The organism is Glaciecola sp. XM2, from assembly GCF_018595715.1.
GTDB lineage: Bacteria > Pseudomonadota > Gammaproteobacteria > Enterobacterales > Alteromonadaceae > Glaciecola.
On record NZ_JAHEOJ010000026.1, the window covers coordinates 1 to 21,666 of the forward strand.

Here is a 21,666-nt window from a genome sequence, read left to right on the forward strand (position 1 = left end):
ATAGACATTATGACTCCCTTCAAAAGTGCTAGTCTCCGCATTTTCGTGGGTTAGCTACAATAGCCAGTGCCATAAATAATTGTCGATTAAACATTATATAAATTTGGAGACTAGCATGAATAAACATAGCATAATTTTTATTGGATTGGATACTCATAAAGAATTTCACGAAGTGGCGTATTGCGAAGATGGTAGAGGGAAAGCACCGGTTCATATGGGACGCATAGCCTCTTCAAAAGTAAGCGTGAAAAAGCTTGTGCGTCAGTTTGAATCCAAATACCCAAACGCAACTCTGCACTTTGTTTACGAAGCAGGCCCTTGTGGCTATTGGATTTATCGGTTTATCACCAGCTTAGGTCATTGTTGTTATGTGGTAGCGCCGTCACTCATTCCTAAAAAGCCTGGTGATAAAATAAAGACCGATAGACGCGATGCACTTAAGCTCGTGAAATTACTAAAATCTGAAGATCTATCCCCCATCTATGTCCCCGAGCCGGAAGATGAGGCTGTACGTGATTTATCTCGTGGCCGTGAAACAGCCATGAAAGATTTAAAGGATGCAAAGTACCAATTAAAGGCACTTTTGCTGCGAAACAATATTCACTACGACGGAGTGGCTAACTGGTCTAAGAAACACCTTCGTTGGCTCACTGAAATGGTACTGCCGCATCCTGCACAGCACATCGTGTTACAAGAATACATTCAAACCATCACTGAACGAATACAGCGCTTAGAGCGACTCGATAATGAACTTGAACATCAAGTACGTCAGTGGCGCTATTATCCTGTGGTCAAGGCGATTCAATCTATGCGAGGAGTAAGACTATTGGTTGCTGTTGGTGTAGTGGCTGAGCTGGGTGATTTAACCCGCTTTGACCACCCAAGAAAGCTAATGAGTTATTTAGGTCTGGTGCCCTCAGAACATTCCTCTGGTGGTAAACGCCGTATTGGGGCCATTACCAAAACAGGTAATGGCCGTGCACGACGATTACTTATCGAAGGCGCTCATAGTTACCGATTCGCCGCTAATATCTCTACCGAGTTACAAAAGCGACAAGAGTGCTTACCCAAAGATATTTTGGACATTGCTTGGAAGGCGCAACTACGATTGTGCAAGCGCTATCAACGCATGAGTAAGCAGGGCAAACACTACAATTTAATCATTGCAGCGATTGCCAGGGAGATGGCGGCTTACATATGGGCGATTACCAAAGAAGTGGTACTCACACCGGTCAATCCAAAATTGCGCACTAGTAGAGTGCCAGCATGATAAAGAGTTTTAAGCTAGCGCATTTAGATCAGGCCGCGGATGTGGTGCAACCTCCGAGGGTGTTAGGAAGGCAATAAACAACACGTTTTTGACCCACGAACATAGAGTGATGAGAAGGCACTGCGGCGGAAAAAGTAAGGTCAGCTCTGCTTATTGAAAAATAAGTAACCTACGGATACCAGCATGTAAACCGACGACAATACTGCCTCATCTGATGCGTTAGCTTAATTTTTAAATATCTTATGGACCGAAAGAATGTCACAGGATTGTTTTGTCAAACTTGACAAAGGGAGTCATACCAACTTCCAAATATGGGGCGCAGACACATGTGCAATAATGGCGAAGCTGCGCACGTGTATGCGTCCCAGCGAGCGGCAGCGAGTGCCATAATTTGTTTGTTATGTTTCTTCACTCGAAACTTCCTTTTTAACCGACTCGATATCAATATGGGGACTTATGAATTGCCATTGCTTACGTGCGGAATCTAGGTAGATTACAAAGCCATAAGCAATTCCAGAAAAAGCTGCTATTGCTAACAAGTACAATCCAGTAAAACCTAGAAAATGCAAAAAGAAAACAATCACAATCGCGAGCCATGACATACCAGTCAAAAGCAAACTTTTCCTCTTTAGTTTTAATGCGTGTTTTTCTGGATTCTCAATCGAAGAAAGAATGCTTTTCAAAGTCTTATCTTTTAATTGATTATTCACAATTCCTCCATGAAACATAACTTTGAGCTAACGGGCAATAACGGAATGGCAAAATATGCGCAGCATGCCATTGCGTTATTGTCCCAGTGACCGAAGGGAACGTGTTAAGCGTGTTGTTATGTGCCTGCCTGTGCGAAGACAAGAGCGCGCTTTAAAAAACAGGCTATTTAATCATACCTATATGAGTAACTTTCCCTCCGCTGAAGGAAATTATATAGTCTTTGCGCTTGATGACGAAAAGCAAATCCTCGTTCTTAACCATGTTAGCGCCAGAAGTTATATCTGAGAATTTAGGCTGCCCGCAATATGAGATTACTTCCAGTTTGCTGGTGCCTTCTGTTACCCAACCCCCTTTACACTTAACATTCCTAACTCTTGTCGTATCAGTCGCAAGCGCAGATATACTTATAAAAAAAAGCAAAAAACCAAAAAAACGCATTAAAAAATTCCTTCTTAGATACCTTGGTCTTATTGAGTCTAAAATAGAAAGTTGATCTTTGCATGTCAACCAGCACATAACACTTTACATAACCGGTTTTGGCCGCTCTCGCCAAAATCCGGTTTATGTTTTTGTTATATGCCAAAACAACCACGTTATTTACTCACTCTAAACATTTCAATCATTGTAGATAGCTAGTCATATATAAATTTTAACTTGCTGCTTTGCCTTCTCTCTTTCACTTCTTTTTTCAAGAGGCGTTTTTCTACTAAAAGCTCAATATTATGCTCAAACATATAATTCTGAAATTCAGCACTACCGTAACCAAAACCAGATTCTTTGACAACCTGCTTAACTGTCATGTGAATACTCTTAGACATATAAATCTCTATGCATATAACACCAAATTAAGCGGCGTTGCCCGCTCTTGGTAATGTCCGCTTCAATTTTTTGTTATAAGTCAAAGCCACGTTCCCTGACTATATCTAAAACATCACCATGACCCTGTAAGTAAGCCGAAAGACGAACCTTTTTTCCAGATTTAAATTGAAGAGTATACCAATACATTGAACCATTAAATGCAGCCGATACGAGATCATCCCAACGTTCTTTTTTAGAGCCAGTCCAAGGTGTGTAAAAATCTATTTCATTGGAATCAAAGTTACCACTGACTTTAAAATATTCAGCAAAACAAGCAAGGGCGGCCATTCCAAAGCCGAAGAATAACAATAATACTGAAACAAACTCGCTTGTTTCCTGATGGACATCTTCATCGTAAAAAAACATCCAGGCAGCAAATATTGAAAAGGCCATACAAGCCAATGCTAATACGAAAATTAATAGCCCATGCTTTAACTTTCCATTGGTATTTTTTCTACGAGCAGCTTTTGTTACTAAAGTACCTATAACAACAGCGATTAACCCGCCAACTAAGCCTGATGTTATGCTTGAGTCCATCTACATCCTCCTTGACTTATAACGCCGCGTTAAGTGGTGAACAACGCTAACCACCAAACTTAAACCATTGTACCTTAAACACTAAATTCAACTTGAACTGAAATCGCCAAGCGTTGTGAATCCGCCTTAAACGCCTTGTTAGGTCTTTTTTCGAATGGCACGCTTATATTTAGCTTGATACTCTCTACGCTGTTTTGTGACCTCGTAAAGAACGATACCTGTCGTAGTTGCCAAGTTTAGGCTCTCGATCATGCCAAACATTGGTATTGATATACAGGCTTCGCTTCTTTCAACCACTAGATCACTTACACCACGAGCTTCATTTCCAAACCAGACAGCAAGTCTAGTTTGAGTGTAATCAGCTTCGTGCAAGACAAAATTGTTCTTTCCTTTGATATGTGGAGATGTCACCATCGATGTGAATCTATTTTTTTCGAGATGCTCCAAACACTCTTCCGTGCTATCAAAACGCTTTACGAAAGTCCATTTTGATGCGGAAACTGATATTTTAGAAAGAGATTTTCGCTCTCTTATTTCTTCCCAATCATCAGGTAATGATTTTCTACTGTCTACAACATATATTTTTTCGACACCTAAAGCATTGGCATTTCTAATTACTGAGCCGATGTTTTTCACATCCATTGGGTTTTCTAACACTGCAATGAGGTTTTTACATTGATACTCTTTAATTTCATCAGCTCTTTGGCGAACTGAACTCTTTGAACTTTCCATATTTTTCTCTACTTGCCCCAATAGACCTAACGCCGCAAACAGCTGCGGCTTTGTAGTGGATTGTTTTGTGGTAGCGTAGCGTAAAACCACAAAACAAGTAACGGAAAAGCCGTCAGACTGATTTGCCTTGTTAGCTCCCACGCACCGGATACTTTTCTAGAGCCATTTTAATGCCACCACGTATATTGGCAAAGTCATTTGCATGCAGTTCAGTTACTATACTCCAATCTTTTCTCTTAACCCTAAACTGCTCAATTTTAAAGGGAGGCTTAAGCTCGTGACTTAGATTAATGGCTATTCTTACTACACCATCATTAAATGCCAAAAAATTAAAACTAATACATGGCTCAGTAAATGTTAGGCAAGAGTAACGCGGTAACCGCCCCTCTGCCAAACTTGAAAACCAGCGTAATAGTTGCACCAATTCTGTGGCTTCCATAGCCGGATCGACAAGCTCGCATCTATCGCTACCCTGATCAATTTTTACCTTTAGCAAGCACCAATCATCTTTCTTGCTATCTGGAAATTGGTATCCAACTACCTCCAGAGAAAAATCAATATTGCCTTCTACATTTTTAAGCTTGAACATTCCGATTACTTGTTTGTGAGCTAACGCTCAGTTAACGAGTTAGCAGATTATGGCGTGGCGTTTGCGAATGCAAGCGACATGACATGAGCTGATAATCTCTTTTGAACGCCTTGTTACGTGCTTTCATATCATCTTTATCAGCTGGTAAATAACGGATATCCACATAAACCACAATGAAGATGTTGCAAGAACTGAAAAACATCTCGCGCGAATACTGTAAACACCCCAATATCGCGAATAACCGGCAATTAAAAAATAACCCAAGCATTCTGGAGTCTTACTATGAACTGTGAAGAATATAGGAAGATGACCGCCGATATGGTCATACCAAGCCGAATCAGTTTTTTTTAAATGGTTGAGAGAAACGTTGGCAGAGACGAGAAAAATTAGGAAAGATGAAATAAAAAACCACATTATAATAGTGCCACCATTGTTAACTGTACACGTAACATTGGCTGATAGCCGGCGCGCAATGCAGTAAAAATAACAAGGGAGCGTAAACCGCGTCCGGCTGATTAGCGTTGTTATACGAGCACGACATGATAATCTCCTTTGTTACTTCGATGCTGTTCCGATAGGGTAAAGCCTTTGCATGTTCATCCGATGCCACACGGGCTGCCAACGATGTTTGATTCTACACTTTAGGCGTTTGCTGTGCCGTAGTAAGCTAGCTTCTGCGGCACAGCAAACGCCTAAAGCGTGACATAAAAAACCAAACTCTTCCACTGGACTTCGATTCAGATCGCTAAGCTATCCTACCTGAATAACGTAATAAGGTTGAATGCCCGTGTCGTATAACACCCGGTTAAAGTGCTCCACGAAGTGGTGTCACAGCGCAGCGCATTAAACCGTTTGTTATGTGCCCGCTCCATTTAAACCTCTAAAGTTTTTCCATTTAATTGTAGTAAAGGACCAGAATAGACCGTGGTACTCCCCAAAAAAAACTGACAAATTGGAAGCGGTACATCTTGTTGGTCCCATTGAAACGGCCCCATTTGTTTGTATGAACCGTGCACTTCATAAGCGCTATGTTTTAATACCAATACACCGTTGTCATTAGTAGCAGTTGCAGAAGTATTTAATTCTTTTGCAATAAGTTCGGTAATACTTCCCAGCTCACCTTTACACTCGAAAGAAACACCGCGAATTGGTATTTGTTCTTTATCAATAAATGTAATTTTGTATTCTCTATCGGGAAGCACTCCATGCCATGAAACATGGGATACACAACCTGACAATACTAAACCTAAAACGGCATATATTATTGATTTCATCACTGGCACATAACACTTTATTAGCTAACCACCTGTGGACAAAAAATCTGTCCCGAGGTCGGGTTAATGTTTTTCAATAAATTTAATATATTTGTGTAGGCCCCAAAGCACAAGCATTTTTGTCATGCCGCCTTTTTGCGGGGAGGGAAATGCGGAGTTTTTCGCAAACATGCTGTTAGGCGGTTTGGATAACTTTTTTAGCATAATGTTTGTCGATTACGCATGTAAAACTTTGACGTGCAATTATGCTGGAATAAAGCGGTGTGATGGACCTTTGTATAAGACAAGGCTTACTTAAGCTATAGTAGATGCTTAATGTAAGCCTGGTTAAACATGCAATAGACGTACTCTGCTATGCCATTCTAAATTGTTTAACAGCAGCACTTAATCCATCCATTTGCACTTCTATCTCATGGATGGCGTCGTTAGAGGCTTGTGTGCTTTTAGCGCTATTTTCACTTAGTTGAACAATGGTAGTTAGGCGTGTTACCACGTCGTCTAATAACGTATCTTGCTGACCGGTGTCCTGCACGATTTGTTGATTAAAATCAGCCAAGCTTTGAATAAGGGTTTTGATGGTGAGCACCTGGGAGGTGACTTCATCGGTTATTTCAACGCCCTTTTGTACTTGTTCAGAGCCGGTTTTCATTGCATCGACTGCTAGCTGAGCATCCCGTTGCAGCGATACGATCATTTTCTCAATCTCTTCTGTTGAATCTTGAGTGCGAGTGGCAAGGGTGCGAACTTCATCTGCAACTACGGCAAACCCCCTCCCCTGTTCACCTGCTCGAGCGGCTTCAATGGCTGCGTTTAGTGCCAATAAGTTAGTCTGTTCAGCAATGGTCTTTATCACGTCTAAAATACCACCAATCTTGTGACTGTTCTCTCCCACACGATTAACGATTTCAGCCGATAACGCTGCCTGTTCAGACTGTTCGGTAACCTGTCGTTTAGATTCTTCAACCAGTGCCACAACGGTTTCGCTTTGTTTAATTGCAACGTCAATCTGCCCATCGGCAGCATGTATTTTGCTTAAGTTGGACTGGCTAGTAGCTTTAACCTGTTGCGTATTGCCACTGGTGGTATGAATTTGATCCTGTTGCTGGGCAACGTGTGCAAGTGAGCTGTCACCCATCTCCACACTTTTCATCATTACTTCACGTAAACTTTGCTCACGTTCGCCTATACTGCCAATTAAGCTACGCAACGATTTGATAAGCTGATTAACACTCTTTGCAAGCGCCGAAAACTCGTCGTTCCCGTCTTCTTTTAACTGCTGAGTTAAATCTCCACTGCTCAATATGGTCAGCTTTTGATTCACGTAAGCCAGAGGTTTTGCAATGCTTCTAGTGGCAATTACGGCAAGTGCAATGGTGGCAATGATACCCACTATCGATATTGCAATGTTTTGTATACTGTTTGCGCTTACCGCATCTAAAATGTCTTGCTGTCCTTCTAACGCAGCATCATTAGTAATCTTAGAAAGGTTCGAAAGCTCAATGATTGCCTGATTGATTTCACGTACCGAAGTCGCACGGTGCTCTGACGCTTGCTGTATAAGTGCAAGCTGTGCCCGTTTTAACCCAAACACCCCCGCTTCACCAACAAGCGCCCCTTTCATGCTTGCGAACTCTTCATCAAACATGTCAAAAATACCTTGGTCATCAATTCCCTCACCAAGGCGCTTTGCATAATCAACGTCTACTTCAATATTACTAATGTTGTACTCAAGGTCGCCAATCGACAATTCTGCGTTTTCAGGTTCCGTGGTTGTTGATAAGTCTTTTATATTGCTTAGCAACAATCCAATTCGGTTATCAATGTTGGTAGATGTGCCAATCATTGCATCAAGGTTAGCTTCATCGCCTTCTAGATAACTTAAGTCAAGCATCAATGCACTAGCTTCGTCTGCATGCATCAAAGCAGCACTTGTGGAATCCATGAGCTTTTGATTGGTATCTAAAATTGAAAACTTGACCGCAAACATCGCATCACTTGCATCAAGATATGCCTGTGAGTTTAATTTTACCGCGTCTACGAGCGCTTGATTTTGTTGTGTGACAAGTTCAGATAGCAGCATAAGTTGTTCGGCATATTGTGCATAACTGTCGCCAAACTGCGCTTTAAATGCGGTGAGTTGTTGCCTGTCAGTTTCAAAATAGGTGTTTGTTGTAATTGTGCCTAAGCGCAAAATATCGACGTTGAGCGATGATACAACGCGTTGAATTGGCATCTTCTCTTGCGCTACTTGTTCAGCAGAATGTTTAATGTCGTTCAGTCCTAAATAAGATAAAAAGCTGGTAAATAGCAGTAGCAAGGCTAACACCGTAAAGCCTATGACCATTTTTCGAACAACCGTGAGTTGCATACAACAATTCTTCCTATAATCGATACGCTTTGAGAAAAAACGAAAAAAACCCTAAGTTAATTGTTCGGCAAATACTGTTAAAACTTGAATTCTTACTTATAATGTACCCTGAGTTTCCAAAAATAAGACGCACATGGACCAAAATAAAGAATTAAAAAAAGCTGGCCTGAAAGTTACGCTCCCGCGTTTGAAGATTTTAGAGATCCTTCAACAGCCTAATAATCAACATATTAGCGCTGAAGACGTATACAAGTTGCTTATTGATATGGGCGAAGAAATTGGCTTAGCAACGGTGTACAGAGTACTAAACCAGTTTGATGATGCTGGCATTTTAAATCGCCATCATTTCGAAGGTGGTAAGTCGGTGTTTGAAATCAGCCACAAAGACCATCACGATCATTTAGTGTGCTTAACCTGTGGCAAGGTCATTGAGTTTGAAGACGACATGATTGAAAAACGCCAAGAAGAAATTGCCTCGGCGAATCAGATGAAATTAACCAATCATAGTCTTTATTTGTATGGCGAGTGCATCAAGGTCGATTGCGAAAACAACGTCGACTAACACGTAAATTTATAAGCGTTGTAGGCCGTTTGTGCGGCCAACCACATTTTCCCAGGGCGTCCGTCCCCTAATGTTCTGTCGTCTATCTTTATCACTGGGCCAATTTCTTTGCTCGATGATGTCAGCCATACTTCGTCACAATCATCTAACATCGACAACGCAATAGGCTCCTCTCTAACGTCAAAGCCACCTGCATGCGCTAACGAGTCGATAATGATGCGGCGCGTTATGCCAGGTAGGAGTTGATTGTCTAACGGCGGTGTGTAAATGACATCGTCTTTTACCACAAAGATATTACATGCCGCCGCTTCGGTGATTTGACCATGCTCGTTATATAAAATCACTTCATCTTTACCGGCGTCTTGCCCTTGCTGAAAATGCATCACATTACCGAGTAATGAGGTAGACTTTATGTGGCACCGCTGCCAACGCAAGTCTTCAGTTACCGTTACGGTAAAACCTTTGGCTTTGTCCCTATCTAGCGGCTGAGGCGAAGGTATTTTAAAGGCATAGGCAAATACAGTAGGCGTAACATTCTGCGGATAAGCGTGATATCGCTTGGTATCGGCGCCGCGGCTAACGTGAATATACACGCCCATATCAGGGGTTTCATATTGCGAAACCAAATGCTTGATAGTCTCTTGCCACTCCTCGATCTTCGCTTCGTATTGAATGCCAATTTCTTGCAGGCCGTTGTTCATTCGCTGAAGGTGCAATTTTAACCCAACAGGTCTGCCGCCGTAACAGGGAATGACTTCGTATATACCATCTCCAAACAAAAAACCGCGATCCATAGGCGAAATACTTGCCTTGGTTTCATCAACAAAACTGCCATTTAGTAATACGTGTGCCATTAGATTGTCTCACTCACATTTAACACTACAATATAATCATGAACTTAGCATTTGGTCTACTGTTGTGCTTATTTTTTCGATGCTCGCCTTCCACATCCGAACATCGGCGACGCTACGTAACACATCAACAAACGTAAACTGCACCGCGCTGCCGGGTGTCATCTGTGCTAATTGAGCACGTGAACATGCACTAAGCGAACCTAAAACAGGATAACCACCAATACTCTGGCGATCGTTTAACATAACAATGAGTTGACCTGCACCCGTACACTGTATTGCGCCATTGCACAAGCCTTGAGAGCTTAAGGTGGTTATGCCGCATTTTATCGGTCGCCCCTCTAGCTTCACAGCCATGCGATTAGCCTCCGCGCTGACCTTATATATACTCGACAGCAGCAGCGCTTTTTGTGAGGCTGAGAAATGGTTAAACTGATAGCCGGGTATGATCTTAAGCGGCATAGCTTGTGCAACATCATCAACACGCTTAATGCTTTTAAGAAAATCCGCCGTCGCCTTGTGAACATCTTCAATATGCGCGCTACTCACTGCTTGCGGTATGTTAGCGCATGTAGGCAATATGTCGCCCGTTAGCAGCCCTTGCCCGTTTTGATGAAGTCCTCCACGCCCCTCTCGCATCACATTCGACGCACTGCTAAATAACTGAGGTGTTTCAAGGCCATTTCTCACGGCAATATAGACATGTTGCCCATAGCCCTGAGTGCCATGACCAATGTTGCTAATACTTAAAACGTCGCCCTTTTTAAGTAGCAACGCTTGATACATTGAGCAGGGTTTATGGTTAACTTTACACAGCGCATTAGCGCCAGTTATCGCAATCATGCAGGGCTCATGAAACTTCAATTGTGCCTCACCAAGCGTGATTTCAATAGCCACATGATTGCGCCCTTTACTGCGCGGCTTAGATGTATTACCCACCAAAGCATTGGCTACGTCAAAACTCTTCCAATCGAGCGCGCCGGACTCACTATATCCATGATGCGATGCATGTTTGCGTCCATCATCCACAAGCTGGGCATAAAAGCCAATATGCTGACATTCAATCATTGTCGTTGACCACGCGGGGTCAGCGCGCCATATTTTTGCTGATATTCAGCAATTGAAATTGGCTTGAACACAACCTCGTCCCCCGCACTAAATACAGTGTCACCCTGACCGGACAAATCAAAAGGGCAATAGCCCAATATATGCCAGCCGCCTGGTGAGCGCTGCGGATAAATCGCGGTTTGGTTATCAGCTATTGCCACGGCCCCCGCAGGAACCGCTTTTCGTGGTGAGCTTAATCTAGGAATGTGTAATGCATCGATGGTAAACCCCATGTAGGCAAAATTAGGCAAAAAGCCCACCGTAAACACCCTATAAACCTGCTCACTGTGCATTTGGATTATCTCAGGCACTGCCATGTTTAAAGTCTGACTCATTTGACTTAAATCATTCGGACGTAGCTTGTCGTTTTCTTGCACGCTTTGATTGTGCAACAGCGCATCTTCTAGACCTTCATCGTAGCAAACCTCAATAACATGCTGCTTGGTGACCGGCGCGTTATTACGATATTCATTAAGCGCTAGCGATTTAAGAAAGGCTTTTACCTCAAAGCAATCTACCTGCATTGGGTCAAACATGATCAGTAGGCTGTCATATGACGGTACATAGTTTGTCAGCCATGGCGGCGCTCCCGCCGATAGCGCACGTGCCCATAAAAGCACATGAGCGTTAAGCAATAATAGCTCTTGGGGCTTATTTGATGGTTTTTCCCCTTCTCTTAAGTGTATCTGTAAAAGTGCGCTACTCTCATTTACCCATTGAATGTGCGTAAAATCGTTGAGAACCTCAAGGGGTAGCGAACAATGGATAGGGTCGTTAAACAAGTTAGACGCCCTGCTGCTGAAGAATTTCACGGATTTGCGAAACCATCTTCAATGCATCTGGGCTGTCACCGTGCACGCACAAACTATCGGCAACAATGCTAATACGCTTGCCTTGGTCTGTAATAACTTCTCCTCTTTCAATGAGCAGTCTTGCCTGCGCCAAAGCTTCGATAGATGAAAGCACTGCATCCGGGTTTTGACGAGATTCAAGATACCCTGTAGCGGTATAACGCCTATCTGCAAAGGCTTCAAAAATTAAGTCAATATTATGATGGCTAGCAATTTGACGATGAAAGTCGTTATTAGCAAGCGCCTGAATCATTAATGGATAGCGCTGATGATACTCAGCCATAGCGCTAACCACATCTTCAAACACCTGGGCATGTTGCATCATGTCGTTGTAAAGTGCGCCATGAGGCTTTACATATTCAAGTGCCACGTTTTGGCATTTTGCCATGCCTTCAACAATGGCCATCTGTGCATGTATCATCGGAATCAACTCGTCAGCCGGAATGCGCATGCTACGCCGGCCAAACCCCTGTAAATCAGGGTATGAAGGATGCGCACCTAAACTCACATTGTGACGCTTAACCAGCGCAACCGTGCGCTGAAGGACTTTAGGGTCGCCCGCATGATAGCCGCATGCTACATTGGCTTGGTCGATGTAGGCCATTATGTCTTGGTCGCTTGTGGCCTGCCAATGACCAAAGCTTTCACCCAGATCAGCGTTTAGTTTCATCAAAGAAGATACTTCCTACTCAAGATGTTGATATACTGTCAAAAAGTAACACATTGGCGCAAAAAAGAAACCATATGCTAAACATCGGAACACTTAACACTCTCACGGTTATTGAAGCCACCCCTATGGGCTACCTGCTTAGCGATGGCGACAGCCATCATGAGCACGACATTCTCCTTACGACCGAAGACCAATCACTGGCTGAAGGACAATCCATTGATGTGTTTTTGTACTATGGTCAAGACCGTAATATTCACGCCACTTTAACCAAGCCAGCTATTACTGTTGATGAATTTAAGGCGCTTAGGGTAGTTGGTCTCTCGGACGCTGGCGCGTTTTTTGACTGGGGTTTGCCAAAAGATTTATATGCCCCCAAACAGCATACCCATAGCGAACTCGCTATTGGCATGCCCGCGGTGGTCAAATTAGTCGTGGAAGATAAGCAACACAAGCTCTACGCCACCACTAAAATTGAAAAGTTTTTATCTCCTGCGCCTGATACGTGGAGCACGTCAACCCCCGTACAGCTGCTGGTGTACGCAAAAACGCCTTTAGGTTTTAAAGTGATTATTGACGATACCTACGCTGGCCTTCTTTACCATAGCGACCTATTCAAGCCTGTGCATATTGGCGAGGTACATCAGGGGTTTATCAAGCGCATCAGAGAAGATGGAAAAGTAGACGTAACGCTACAACGCCACGATAAAAAACAACGTGCGTCTCTAGCAGAACAAATTCTGGATGATTTAGAAGCCCATGGTGGTTTATCATCGCTTACCGACAAAAGCAGTCCACAAGATATTCAAGTACGCTTTAACGTAAGCAAAGCCAGTTATAAAAAAGCGTTAGGACAGCTTTATAAAGAAAAGAAGATTGTCATTACGCCTAAACATATAAAACTAACCAACGAGAATTCTTAATATGAAAGCGAATGTAAAATGGGTCCCCTCTGAAGACGGATTAGCGTTTGATGGCACGATGGATAGCGGTGAAACCCTACACCTAGATGGTTCAAAAAAAGCGCTCTCTCCGATGCAGGCAGTTTTAATATCGGTAGGCGCTTGCTCGTCAGTTGATGTAGTAGAAATTATGCGCAAAGCACGCCAAGGCATTGAAAGCTGTGAATGTGTACTCGATGCCACACGCGCCGAAAGCCCACCTCGCGTTTTTACACACATCAACGCACATTACGTGGTGTCAGGAACCAATGTAAACGAAAAGCACCTAGCTAGAGCGGTGCAGCTCTCTACAGAAAAATATTGTTCTGTTATGCTAATGCTTAACGACAAAGTCGATATTAAAACAACTTATGAGATTAAAAGCTGAGTTAGTAACTTAACATGACTGTTCGCATTGCTGTATGGCTTACCGCGCTGCTTGGCATCGTATTTTATGCGGGTTATTACGTGGGTCAAAACACTTCTTCACCGAGCCAGACAGGCTGGGTGGCTCCTCAGCGTGCGACCTCTCAAATACAAAGTGAAACTGACACCCCGCACAATTGGTTCATTAATCTCGATGAGAACTCACCAGAAGCACAATCGACGCTAGCGCAAAGCGATGATAGTTTAGACGATGGGCTGCAAAGCACCCTTGATGAAACGAATATCGACTCGCAACTCGAATGGGACGACCCTAACGATATCGTGAGCATGTTTAATCAACTTCTGGACTTATCATCGCCACAAACTGACGAAGATATGCGCTTATTTTCCCAGGCCATCGACCAATTTAGAGCATCGCTAAGTGATTCACCCACGCAATTGGCCATTATGATGGATTATTTACAAGGATTGGAGTTTGGCTCTAAAGAATATCATTATGTCACATCGATTATGCAGGGCTTACCCGATGGGCAAGGACGTGCAGCGCTCGAAAACCTTGCCTTGCAAATAAGCGGCAATACCGACAGTGCATCACGCCAGCAGTTTTTGCATCTCGTTTCAAACTCGTATGCAAGCGCTGATAACCCAGAAATTATTGCTAGCCTTGTCGACATCGCGATATATTCTGAAGAGTCCATGGACACTAAATTATCTGCCCTTGATAACATGATGCCGTTTCAAATTAGTGATGTTGAGCGCCAGCAAATACTCAGCGGCTTAGATGGCATGATTGAACAGTCAAACGTTGACGAAAAGTCGGCATTGCTCAATCACGTTTTGCGATTTAGTAACCGCGACCAACGCCAAGAATTGGCGATGACGTATATCAGTGATCAAAACGACGTTCAGTTGCGGTACAGCGTGCTCGACGGCATCCACTCAGGCAACATTCCACGCACTGATGCACTCAAAGAGCAGTTATTTAGTATCGCGTCCAACCCGAGCGACCCACTTCACCAGCAGGCGAAACACGCTTTGATGTACACTTTCGATATTACCAATCAAGAATATCAACGCTTACAACCCTAAAGCGCCTACTCCTGATTGTCATTATCCTGCAGGTACTTCGCATCAAGTTGCTTGGTGCTAGTGACGCCGAGCTCTTTAAATCCTTGAGCCTGGCGAAGGAGATTACCCCTACCCGTTGACAGTTTATTCATAGCCGCTTCGTAGGTGTTACTGAGGGTATCGACATTTTTGCCAATCTTTTCCATATCACCCACGAAGTTAGCAAGCTTGTCATACATTTTTGCGGCTTTATCTGCAATTATCTTGGCGTTTTGATTTTGGTATTCATATTGCCAAATGTTGTTGATGGTTCTAAGCGCTACCAGCAGATTTGTAGGGCTCACTAACATGATTTGGTTATCGAGTGCGAGCTTTATGAGCTCTGGCTCTGCTTCAACAGCATTGTAAAAGGCCGATTCAATGGGCACAAACATCAACACATAATCCAGCGATTTAACACCCGGTAAGTCTTGGTAATCCTTTTTACTGAGTCCTTTAATATGGCCCTTCATCGACGCAACATGTTCTTTCAATGCACGCTGGCGGTCTTCTTTACTTTGCGCGTTGACCACTTTTTCATGGGCGATAAGCGATACCTTAGAGTCCACCACGATGTCTTTTTCATTAGGGAGATGAATCACTACGTCAGGCTGTAAGCGCTTGCCGTCGTCGTTAGTCACGCTCTTTTGTACTTCGTACTCATGGCCATTGCGTAAACCCGACTCAGTTAGAATACGCTCTAACACCAGTTCGCCCCAATTACCTTGTTGTTTGTTGTCGCCTTTGAGCGCATTTGTAAGCGCTGCCGCCTCTTCGGTAATTTGTTTATTGAGTTCTTTAAGCCCCAGTATTTCTGTTTTAAGAGACGCACGCTCTTGCCCTTCTCGGGTGTATTGCTCGGTAATTTGACGTTTAAAATCATCAATTTGCTGTTTTAGGGGAGATAAGATTTGGTTAATACCCGTTTCACTGGTCTTGGTGAATTTCTCTGATTTTTGCTCAAATATTTTATTCGCAAGGTTTTCAAACTGAGTGTTGAGCTTGTTTTCCGCATTCTCAAGTAGGCTGAGTTTCTCATCAAACCCTCGGCGCTCTTGCGCGACGCTCGCCAATGTGGCTTCATTTTTAGCTTGTAGTTGAGAATACGCAGATTGCAGTTCGTTGAACTCTTGTTTTAATCGCTCAAGTTGTTGTTTCGCATCCTCTAGCTGCAACGCTTGTTGACGTGACTCACCTAACTTGCGTTCACTCTCATATAGCTTTTCTTGATATTGCGAGAGCTGTTGCTGAAACTTAAGCTGCTGGGCGCCATGCTGCTGCTCGGCTTGCTGATGCTGTTGTTGTAGCTGGCTCACGGATCTTTGCTCGAGCGCTAACTCATACTGCAGCGCCTGCTGTGCTTGCTGAAATTCGAGCGACTGCTTATGCAAACTCTCTTGATGCCGCTTGTTGATAAATACCACCAAAATCAACACCACCAAACCAACAAACACGGCAGTCAAAATGGGGACATACATCGGCATGGAAACAGCCACAAGCAATGACGACAAAGCACACTCCTAATGAATTATTATTGTGAGAGGATAATACTACAGAAAATACATAGGGGCGCTGAAAATCAACGCCCATCCGCATGGTTTGGAGAGCTTACTTACTCAATGCTGCGTCGAGTTCAGCAATGTTCGCTTTCCAAATCGCAGGACCTGTTTCGTGCGCGTTTGCACCATTGCTATCTACCGCAACGGTTACCGGCATATCTTCCACTTCAAACTCGTATATCGCTTCCATACCGAGGTCTTCGAAGGCAACCACACGTGCTTTTTTAATGGCTTTAGAGACTAGGTAGGCTGCACCGCCAACGGCCATCAAATAAACCGATTTATGTTTGGCAATACTGGCCACCGTTGCCGGACCGCGCTCTGCCTTACCAATCGTACCTAATATGCCGGTTTTTTCTAACATCATGTCGGTGAACTTATCCATGCGCGTGGCCGTTGTCGGGCCCGCTGGACCAACGGCTTCGTTACGAACGGCATCTACCGGGCCAACGTAATAAATAAACTTACCGGTAAGGTCAACACCCTCTGGCATACCTTCGCCATTATCGAGCATGCTTTGCAGGCGTTTATGGGCAGCATCCCGGCCGGTAAGCATCTTACCGGTTAACAATACCGTCTCACCCACTTTCCATTCGGCAATATCTTCTTTGGTCACGGTATCTAGATTGACTCGGCGAGTGTTTTCGCCCACTTCCCATGTGATTTCAGGCCAATCTTCTAGTTTCGGTTGTTTAAGATGTGCTGGGCCACTGCCATCAAGATAAAAATGCGCGTGGCGCGTGGCGGCGCAGTTGGGGATCATGGCTACCGGTTTTGATGCCGCATGAGTTGGCACCGATTTAATCTTGATATCCACAACGGTAGTTAAACCGCCTAGACCTTGCGCGCCTATTCCTAACGCATTGACCTTATTAAAAATATCGACACGCAGCTTTTCTTCGGTCGTTTGCGCACCGCGCTCAATAAGCTCAGGCATGTCAACAGGGTCCATCAAGCTCTCTTTTGCCAGCACCGCGGCCTTTTCTGCCGTGCCGCCAATACCTATACCCAACATACCAGGCGGACACCAACCTGCGCCCATAGTTGGCAATGTTTTAACTACCCACTGTGCAATGTCGTCACTTGGGTTGAGCATCACCATTTTCGATTTGTTTTCAGAGCCGCCACCTTTGGCCGCAATCATAACTTCGATTTTATCCCCAGGTACCATATCGATATGCACCACCGCTGGGGTGTTATCTTTAGTGTTAATGCGTTTTCCAGCAGGATCTGAAACAATCGAGGCACGCAGCGGATTGTCGGGGTTTAAATACGCGCGGCGAGTTCCTTCGTCTACCATTTCTTGCACCGTCATATCGGTTTTATCCCAACTGACTTGCATACCAATCTTAACAAAGCAGGTGACAATTCCTGTATCTTGGCAGATGGGTCGTTTTCCTTCCGCAGACATTCTAGAATTGATGAGAATTTGCGCCATTGCGTCTTTTGCCGCTTGGCTTTTTTCCTTATGATAAGCAGCTTCTACTGCCTTTATATAGTCAAGCGGATGGTAATAGGAGATAAATTGAAGTGCATCTTCAATACTATCAATTAAATCTTGTTGACGAATGATGGTCATAAAAAAGCCTCATATAAAAAAGAGTGTTGCGGGTATTGTTTGGCACGTATACTACCGACAAATTGACCATACACCAAGCCTTCGCATGCAGACTTTGGTGGATGAGTTTATAAATAATAGAAGTCAGCGTGACTTTTTTAGCATTATGTTGTCTCACTGAGCGTTATGACAAAAAGAAACATTCAAATTAAGCCTATACCGACCTTGTCTGGGATAAAGGCCCAAACGGTTTTTGCTGCAATAGAGCATCTTCCTTGGGCAATGTTGCTCGACACCTGCGACAATACATTATCAGACGGACGCTACGACATAATTGTATATGCACCGAGCGTGCGCTATCAGTTTAAAGATGCTCAGCCTCAGCTATCGGTTGACAGCGATGATTTTGCGGCGCTTAAAAACATACCGGTCACGCAATCACCGTTTACGCATTTGGCGGTGCTTCACAAAGCATTTGCTGAATATTTTGATGTCGGTGAACTCAAAGCAAGCCAACTCCCCTTTTTGATAGGTGCAGTGGGCTTATTTGGGTACGACATAAACGTGCTGACCGATGCAATCACAGATGCCAAACCTAAGCAGTATCAACTCGACGACATTGCCGTAGGCTTTTATCAACAGTCACTCATATTTGATAACCATAGCGGCGAAGTGCACCATATTTGCCCTCACGGACTGATTGATAACTGGCTTGAGCCCTTGCTTAACTATCAAACATCAAATGCCACTGAGCACTTCGCTTTAACGAGTGACTGGCAGTCGAATGTGAGCGAACCACAATATATCGAAAGCATGCAGAAAATTAACGATTATTTGCATGCGGGCGACTGCTATCAAGTCAACTTTGCACAGCGTTTTAGCGCAACCTATCGCGGCAGTGAGTGGCAAGCTTATCAAATGCTTACCGAGGTCAATAAAGCGCCGTTTTCTAGCTTTATTCGATTAGATAAAAGCTGTGTGTTGAGTGTCTCGCCCGAACGGTTCTTATCTGTCAAAGATGCCCAAGTTGTTACCAAGCCCATAAAAGGCACACGTAAACGTGCTATCGACCCCATTGCCGACAAAGCCCTAGCCGACGAATTGTTGCAGTCTGAGAAAGATCGTGCTGAAAACTTAATGATTGTCGATTTATTGCGCAACGACATTAGCAAACATTGCGTGGCGCACTCGGTTAAGGTGCCCCATTTGTTCGCGCTTGAAAGTTATCCTGCGGTGCATCATATGGTAAGCACGGTAGTAGGCCAGTTAAAACCGAGCTCAGGTCCCTTTGATTTATTGGCCGGCGCCTTTCCAGGGGGCTCTATTACTGGTGCGCCTAAAGTGCGGGCGATGCAAATTATTCAAGAATTAGAGCCAGATAAGCGCAGCATTTATTGTGGCAGTATTGGGTACGTAGGGATTCGAAATGATATGGATACCAGCATATGCATACGTACCATACTCGCTGAAGATGATACCTTATTTTGCTGGGCCGGCGGCGGGATTGTATTAGATTCCCAAGCCCAAGACGAATATCAAGAATCGTTTCATAAGGTGGTTAAGATTTTACCTGTATTACGGGATACGTTAAACAAGGAAGAGTTTAAGTGAGAGAGGAAGATTTCTTATCGGCATTTAATCAACCCTGGCTGATTGACAAAGACGCCAGTGAACCCTTCCCTGCTGCAAAACGCCCCGCAGCGGTACTCATATGTTTAAACCCCAGTGAAAATGGCCTTAGCGTCATATTCACTCGCCGAGCAACACACCTTAAACATCACGCAGGGCAAGTAAGCTTCCCAGGGGGCAAGGCTGAAAAAAGCGACATGGGTGTAATACATACTGCATTTCGAGAAGCCGAAGAGGAAATTGGCCTAGCACCCGAGCATTTAAAAGTCATTGGTCGCCTTCCGCCCTATCGCACCATCAGCGGCTTTGCAGTCACACCGATTATCGCTAAACATCAATATGGCGTCAGCGTCCCCCACGAATTGACCATTGATACTAACGAAGTGAGGGAGGTATTTGAGGTTCCCTTAGCTTATCTAATGAATAAGAAAAACTATTTCGTGCAAGTAATACATAGAGGCAGCAAAGAATTCCCCGTGCATTACATTACCTATAACGACCAAGTTATTTGGGGCGCAACAGCAGGAATGATGGTTCACTTGCGCGATCATATTCTATATCACCAAAGCAACTAAGCGCTTTATTTCTCTAAAATTACCGTTGTTTCTTGCAACAATTTATTAACATTACTAATATTACGCATTAGGAAAATTCACTTGTGAGTGCACCGATTTGTGCAACACTTGCAGCTCTATAATTAGGAGTGCAGCATGATTAGCGTTTTCGATATGTTTAAAGTGGGAATTGGCCCCTCTAGCTCTCATACGGTTGGTCCGATGCGAGCCGCTCGTCAATTCGGCCTCGACGTTGAAGCGCAAGGTTTACTTGAAAAAATCGATACCGTGCGCACCGAGTTATACGGCTCACTTGGTCAAACCGGCAAAGGTCATGGCACGGGTAAAGCCATCATCCTAGGCTTGTTAGGCTATACGCCAGACGACGTTCCCGTAGAAGACATTGACACAATGCTAGCAAAGGTAGAAGCACAACAATCTTTGCAGTTCATGAATAAGCGCGCTATCACTTTTGCCAGCCAGGGCGCTATCGTCTTTCATCGCCGTAAAACCTTGCCGCTTCATGCTAATGGTATGACCCTTTTCGCGATGCACGGGGATGAGTGCGTGTTTCAGCGCACCTATTATTCTATTGGCGGCGGATTTATTGTTGAAGAATCAGAGTTTGAAGCGCAAAAGAAAGAAAAAATCTCTGAGCAACAAATGGACGCCCCCTTTCCCTTTTCAACTGCAGCAGAGCTGCTTGTACATTGTAAGGAAAATAGTTTTCGCATCAGCTCACTGATGCTTAAAAACGAAGCTATTTTGCGCGATGAGAAAAGCACACGTGCACAACTCGTAAACATATGGCGAGTTATGCAGGCGTGTATTGCTCGCGGCATCGATACCGAAGGTATTTTACCCGGCGGCCTGAAAGTACATCGCCGTGCACCAGCACTGCATCATCGTTTGATGAATGAAAGAAATGACGACCCCATGCAGGTAATGGATTGGGTAAATATGTATGCCCTAGCCGTAAATGAAGAAAATGCTGCCGGTGGTCGCGTTGTCACCGCGCCTACAAACGGTGCTGCGGGCATTATCCCTGCTGTGATGAGCTACTACGACAAATTCATTCGCCCAATGGATGATGATACTGCCTGTCGCTTTTTATTAACCGCAGGTGCAATCGCCATTTTATACAAAAAGAACGCCTCTATCTCTGGTGCTGAAGTGGGCTGCCAAGGTGAAGTCGGCGTTGCCTGCTCGATGGCCGCAGGCGCACTCACGGAAATTTTGGGTGGCTCAGTAGATTCGGTCGAGAATGCTGCCGAAATCGGCATGGAGCACAACTTAGGCTTAACCTGCGATCCGGTAGGTGGATTAGTGCAAGTACCTTGCATTGAACGAAACGCAATGGGGGCAATCAAGGCTATCAATGCGTCTCGTCTTGCCCTTCGTGGTACTGGCACACAAAAGGTATCTCTAGATAAGGTCATTAAAACCATGTGGGATACCGGTAACGACATGAAGACCAAATACAAAGAAACCGCGCGAGGCGGTTTGGCAGTCAACATTATTGAGTGCTAGTGAATAACGCATAACATAAAGCCG

Annotated in this window: 22 protein-coding genes; 8 read left to right on the forward strand and 14 right to left on the reverse strand. The window is 44.1% G+C overall.

Annotated features, from left to right (window positions below):
- The first annotated feature begins 115 nt into the window (after window positions 1-115).
- Window positions 116-1,270 (forward strand): IS110 family RNA-guided transposase, encoded by a 1,155-nt coding sequence (locus KJ365_RS13585; protein WP_214449579.1) that lies wholly within the window; start codon window positions 116-118, stop codon window positions 1,268-1,270.
- A gap of 398 nt (window positions 1,271-1,668) precedes the next feature.
- Here the strand turns inward: KJ365_RS13585 and KJ365_RS13590 are convergent, their stop codons facing one another.
- The 8 genes from KJ365_RS13590 to KJ365_RS13625 form a co-directional block, all read right to left on the reverse strand.
- The gene (locus KJ365_RS13590; RefSeq protein ID WP_214452225.1) at window positions 1,669-1,980 is read right to left on the reverse strand and encodes a hypothetical protein; all 312 of its coding nucleotides are present in this window, start codon (window positions 1,978-1,980) and stop codon (window positions 1,669-1,671) included.
- Between the two features lie 163 nt (window positions 1,981-2,143).
- Window positions 2,144-2,497 (reverse strand): DUF2845 domain-containing protein, encoded by a 354-nt coding sequence (locus KJ365_RS17060; protein ID WP_352109414.1) that lies wholly within the window; start codon window positions 2,495-2,497, stop codon window positions 2,144-2,146.
- Between the two features lie 116 nt (window positions 2,498-2,613).
- Window positions 2,614-2,781 (reverse strand): hypothetical protein, encoded by a 168-nt coding sequence (locus KJ365_RS13600; protein WP_214452227.1) that lies wholly within the window; start codon window positions 2,779-2,781, stop codon window positions 2,614-2,616.
- A gap of 91 nt (window positions 2,782-2,872) precedes the next feature.
- On the reverse strand, window positions 2,873-3,376 hold the full coding sequence (locus KJ365_RS13605; RefSeq protein WP_214452228.1) for a hypothetical protein: 504 nt from the start codon (window positions 3,374-3,376) through the stop codon (window positions 2,873-2,875).
- 138 nt (window positions 3,377-3,514) lie between these two features.
- Window positions 3,515-4,249, reverse strand: a complete 735-nt coding sequence (locus KJ365_RS13610) for a TrmH family RNA methyltransferase (RefSeq protein ID WP_214452229.1) — start codon at window positions 4,247-4,249, stop codon at window positions 3,515-3,517.
- Window positions 4,239-4,697: a WapI family immunity protein gene (locus tag KJ365_RS13615; protein ID WP_214452230.1), complete on the reverse strand. Its 459-nt coding sequence runs from the start codon at window positions 4,695-4,697 to the stop codon at window positions 4,239-4,241. Before KJ365_RS13615 ends, KJ365_RS13610 begins: the two co-directional genes overlap by 11 nt.
- 872 nt (window positions 4,698-5,569) lie before the next feature.
- Complete coding sequence (locus KJ365_RS13620; protein ID WP_214452231.1) at window positions 5,570-5,971, reverse strand: hypothetical protein; 402 nt, start codon at window positions 5,969-5,971, stop codon at window positions 5,570-5,572.
- A 352-nt stretch (window positions 5,972-6,323) separates the two neighbouring features.
- The gene (locus KJ365_RS13625) at window positions 6,324-8,339 is read right to left on the reverse strand and encodes a methyl-accepting chemotaxis protein (protein WP_214452232.1); all 2,016 of its coding nucleotides are present in this window, start codon (window positions 8,337-8,339) and stop codon (window positions 6,324-6,326) included.
- Window positions 8,340-8,472: 133 nt separating this feature from the next.
- Here KJ365_RS13625 and fur point away from each other — a divergent pair, with 133 nt between their 5' ends.
- Window positions 8,473-8,901 (forward strand): ferric iron uptake transcriptional regulator, encoded by a 429-nt coding sequence (fur, locus tag KJ365_RS13630; protein ID WP_214452233.1) that lies wholly within the window; start codon window positions 8,473-8,475, stop codon window positions 8,899-8,901.
- Here fur and KJ365_RS13635 read toward each other — a convergent pair.
- From KJ365_RS13635 to KJ365_RS13650, 4 genes are read right to left on the reverse strand one after another with little or no spacing between them, the layout of a single operon-like run.
- The gene (locus KJ365_RS13635) at window positions 8,898-9,755 is read right to left on the reverse strand and encodes an aminotransferase class IV (protein WP_214452234.1); all 858 of its coding nucleotides are present in this window, start codon (window positions 9,753-9,755) and stop codon (window positions 8,898-8,900) included. The two genes, fur and KJ365_RS13635, sit on opposite strands and share 4 nt — an antisense overlap.
- Before the next feature lie 36 nt (window positions 9,756-9,791).
- Window positions 9,792-10,820 (reverse strand): 5-oxoprolinase subunit C family protein, encoded by a 1,029-nt coding sequence (locus KJ365_RS13640; protein ID WP_214452235.1) that lies wholly within the window; start codon window positions 10,818-10,820, stop codon window positions 9,792-9,794.
- Window positions 10,817-11,641, reverse strand: a complete 825-nt coding sequence (locus KJ365_RS13645) for a 5-oxoprolinase subunit B family protein (protein WP_214452236.1) — start codon at window positions 11,639-11,641, stop codon at window positions 10,817-10,819. The genes KJ365_RS13640 and KJ365_RS13645 overlap by 4 nt, the downstream gene beginning before the upstream one ends.
- 1 nt (window position 11,642) lies before the next feature.
- The gene (locus tag KJ365_RS13650) at window positions 11,643-12,380 is read right to left on the reverse strand and encodes a 5-oxoprolinase subunit PxpA (RefSeq protein ID WP_214452237.1); all 738 of its coding nucleotides are present in this window, start codon (window positions 12,378-12,380) and stop codon (window positions 11,643-11,645) included.
- Between the two features lie 74 nt (window positions 12,381-12,454).
- On the opposite strand from KJ365_RS13650, the gene KJ365_RS13655 reads away from it, so the two are divergent.
- The 3 genes from KJ365_RS13655 to KJ365_RS13665 are packed head-to-tail and all read left to right on the forward strand — an operon-like array spanning window position 12,455 to window position 14,794.
- The gene (locus KJ365_RS13655; RefSeq protein ID WP_214452238.1) at window positions 12,455-13,300 is read left to right on the forward strand and encodes a CvfB family protein; all 846 of its coding nucleotides are present in this window, start codon (window positions 12,455-12,457) and stop codon (window positions 13,298-13,300) included.
- Window position 13,301: 1 nt separating this feature from the next.
- Window positions 13,302-13,706, forward strand: coding sequence for an OsmC family protein (locus KJ365_RS13660; protein WP_214452239.1), 405 nt, complete (start codon window positions 13,302-13,304; stop codon window positions 13,704-13,706).
- 14 nt (window positions 13,707-13,720) lie between these two features.
- On the forward strand, window positions 13,721-14,794 hold the full coding sequence (locus tag KJ365_RS13665; protein ID WP_214452240.1) for a hypothetical protein: 1,074 nt from the start codon (window positions 13,721-13,723) through the stop codon (window positions 14,792-14,794).
- A gap of 5 nt (window positions 14,795-14,799) precedes the next feature.
- Here KJ365_RS13665 and KJ365_RS13670 read toward each other — a convergent pair whose 3' ends face one another.
- Window positions 14,800-16,323 (reverse strand): DNA recombination protein RmuC, encoded by a 1,524-nt coding sequence (locus tag KJ365_RS13670; protein ID WP_502793493.1) that lies wholly within the window; start codon window positions 16,321-16,323, stop codon window positions 14,800-14,802.
- Window positions 16,324-16,420: 97 nt separating this feature from the next.
- Window positions 16,421-17,950, reverse strand: a complete 1,530-nt coding sequence (locus KJ365_RS13675) for a fumarate hydratase (RefSeq protein ID WP_214452241.1) — start codon at window positions 17,948-17,950, stop codon at window positions 16,421-16,423.
- Between the two features lie 165 nt (window positions 17,951-18,115).
- Between KJ365_RS13675 and pabB the strand changes: the two genes are divergently transcribed.
- From pabB to KJ365_RS13690, 3 genes are all read left to right on the forward strand, one after another.
- Window positions 18,116-19,540 carry an aminodeoxychorismate synthase component I gene (gene pabB / locus KJ365_RS13680; protein ID WP_214452242.1) on the forward strand — a complete coding sequence of 475 codons (1,425 nt, stop codon included), beginning with the start codon at window positions 18,116-18,118 and terminating at the stop codon, window positions 19,538-19,540.
- Window positions 19,537-20,133, forward strand: a complete 597-nt coding sequence (locus KJ365_RS13685; protein ID WP_214452243.1) for a CoA pyrophosphatase — start codon at window positions 19,537-19,539, stop codon at window positions 20,131-20,133. Before pabB ends, KJ365_RS13685 begins: the two co-directional genes overlap by 4 nt.
- Before the next feature lie 135 nt (window positions 20,134-20,268).
- Window positions 20,269-21,642, forward strand: coding sequence for an L-serine ammonia-lyase (locus KJ365_RS13690; RefSeq protein ID WP_214452244.1), 1,374 nt, complete (start codon window positions 20,269-20,271; stop codon window positions 21,640-21,642).
- Window positions 21,643-21,666 lie beyond the last annotated feature (24 nt).

Excerpts from the sequence above, each read along its gene's own strand:
- KJ365_RS13585 (WP_214449579.1), top strand. The coding sequence starts at position 116 with ATGAATAAACATAGCATAATTTTTATTGGATTGGATACTCATAAAGAA.
- KJ365_RS17060 (WP_352109414.1), bottom strand. The coding sequence starts at position 2,497 with ATGTGCTGGTTGACATGCAAAGATCAACTTTCTATTTTAGACTCAATA.
- KJ365_RS13600 (WP_214452227.1), bottom strand. The coding sequence starts at position 2,781 with ATGACAGTTAAGCAGGTTGTCAAAGAATCTGGTTTTGGTTACGGTAGT.
- KJ365_RS13605 (WP_214452228.1), bottom strand. The coding sequence starts at position 3,376 with ATGGACTCAAGCATAACATCAGGCTTAGTTGGCGGGTTAATCGCTGTT.
- KJ365_RS13615 (WP_214452230.1), bottom strand. The coding sequence starts at position 4,697 with ATGTTCAAGCTTAAAAATGTAGAAGGCAATATTGATTTTTCTCTGGAG.
- KJ365_RS13620 (WP_214452231.1), bottom strand. The coding sequence starts at position 5,971 with ATGAAATCAATAATATATGCCGTTTTAGGTTTAGTATTGTCAGGTTGT.
- KJ365_RS13625 (WP_214452232.1), bottom strand. The coding sequence starts at position 8,339 with ATGCAACTCACGGTTGTTCGAAAAATGGTCATAGGCTTTACGGTGTTA.
- fur (WP_214452233.1), top strand. The coding sequence starts at position 8,473 with ATGGACCAAAATAAAGAATTAAAAAAAGCTGGCCTGAAAGTTACGCTC.
- KJ365_RS13635 (WP_214452234.1), bottom strand. The coding sequence starts at position 9,755 with ATGGCACACGTATTACTAAATGGCAGTTTTGTTGATGAAACCAAGGCA.
- KJ365_RS13640 (WP_214452235.1), bottom strand. The coding sequence starts at position 10,820 with ATGATTGAATGTCAGCATATTGGCTTTTATGCCCAGCTTGTGGATGAT.
- KJ365_RS13650 (WP_214452237.1), bottom strand. The coding sequence starts at position 12,380 with ATGAAACTAAACGCTGATCTGGGTGAAAGCTTTGGTCATTGGCAGGCC.
- KJ365_RS13655 (WP_214452238.1), top strand. The coding sequence starts at position 12,455 with ATGCTAAACATCGGAACACTTAACACTCTCACGGTTATTGAAGCCACC.
- KJ365_RS13660 (WP_214452239.1), top strand. The coding sequence starts at position 13,302 with ATGAAAGCGAATGTAAAATGGGTCCCCTCTGAAGACGGATTAGCGTTT.
- KJ365_RS13665 (WP_214452240.1), top strand. The coding sequence starts at position 13,721 with ATGACTGTTCGCATTGCTGTATGGCTTACCGCGCTGCTTGGCATCGTA.
- KJ365_RS13675 (WP_214452241.1), bottom strand. The coding sequence starts at position 17,950 with ATGACCATCATTCGTCAACAAGATTTAATTGATAGTATTGAAGATGCA.
- pabB (WP_214452242.1), top strand. The coding sequence starts at position 18,116 with ATGACAAAAAGAAACATTCAAATTAAGCCTATACCGACCTTGTCTGGG.
- KJ365_RS13690 (WP_214452244.1), top strand. The coding sequence starts at position 20,269 with ATGATTAGCGTTTTCGATATGTTTAAAGTGGGAATTGGCCCCTCTAGC.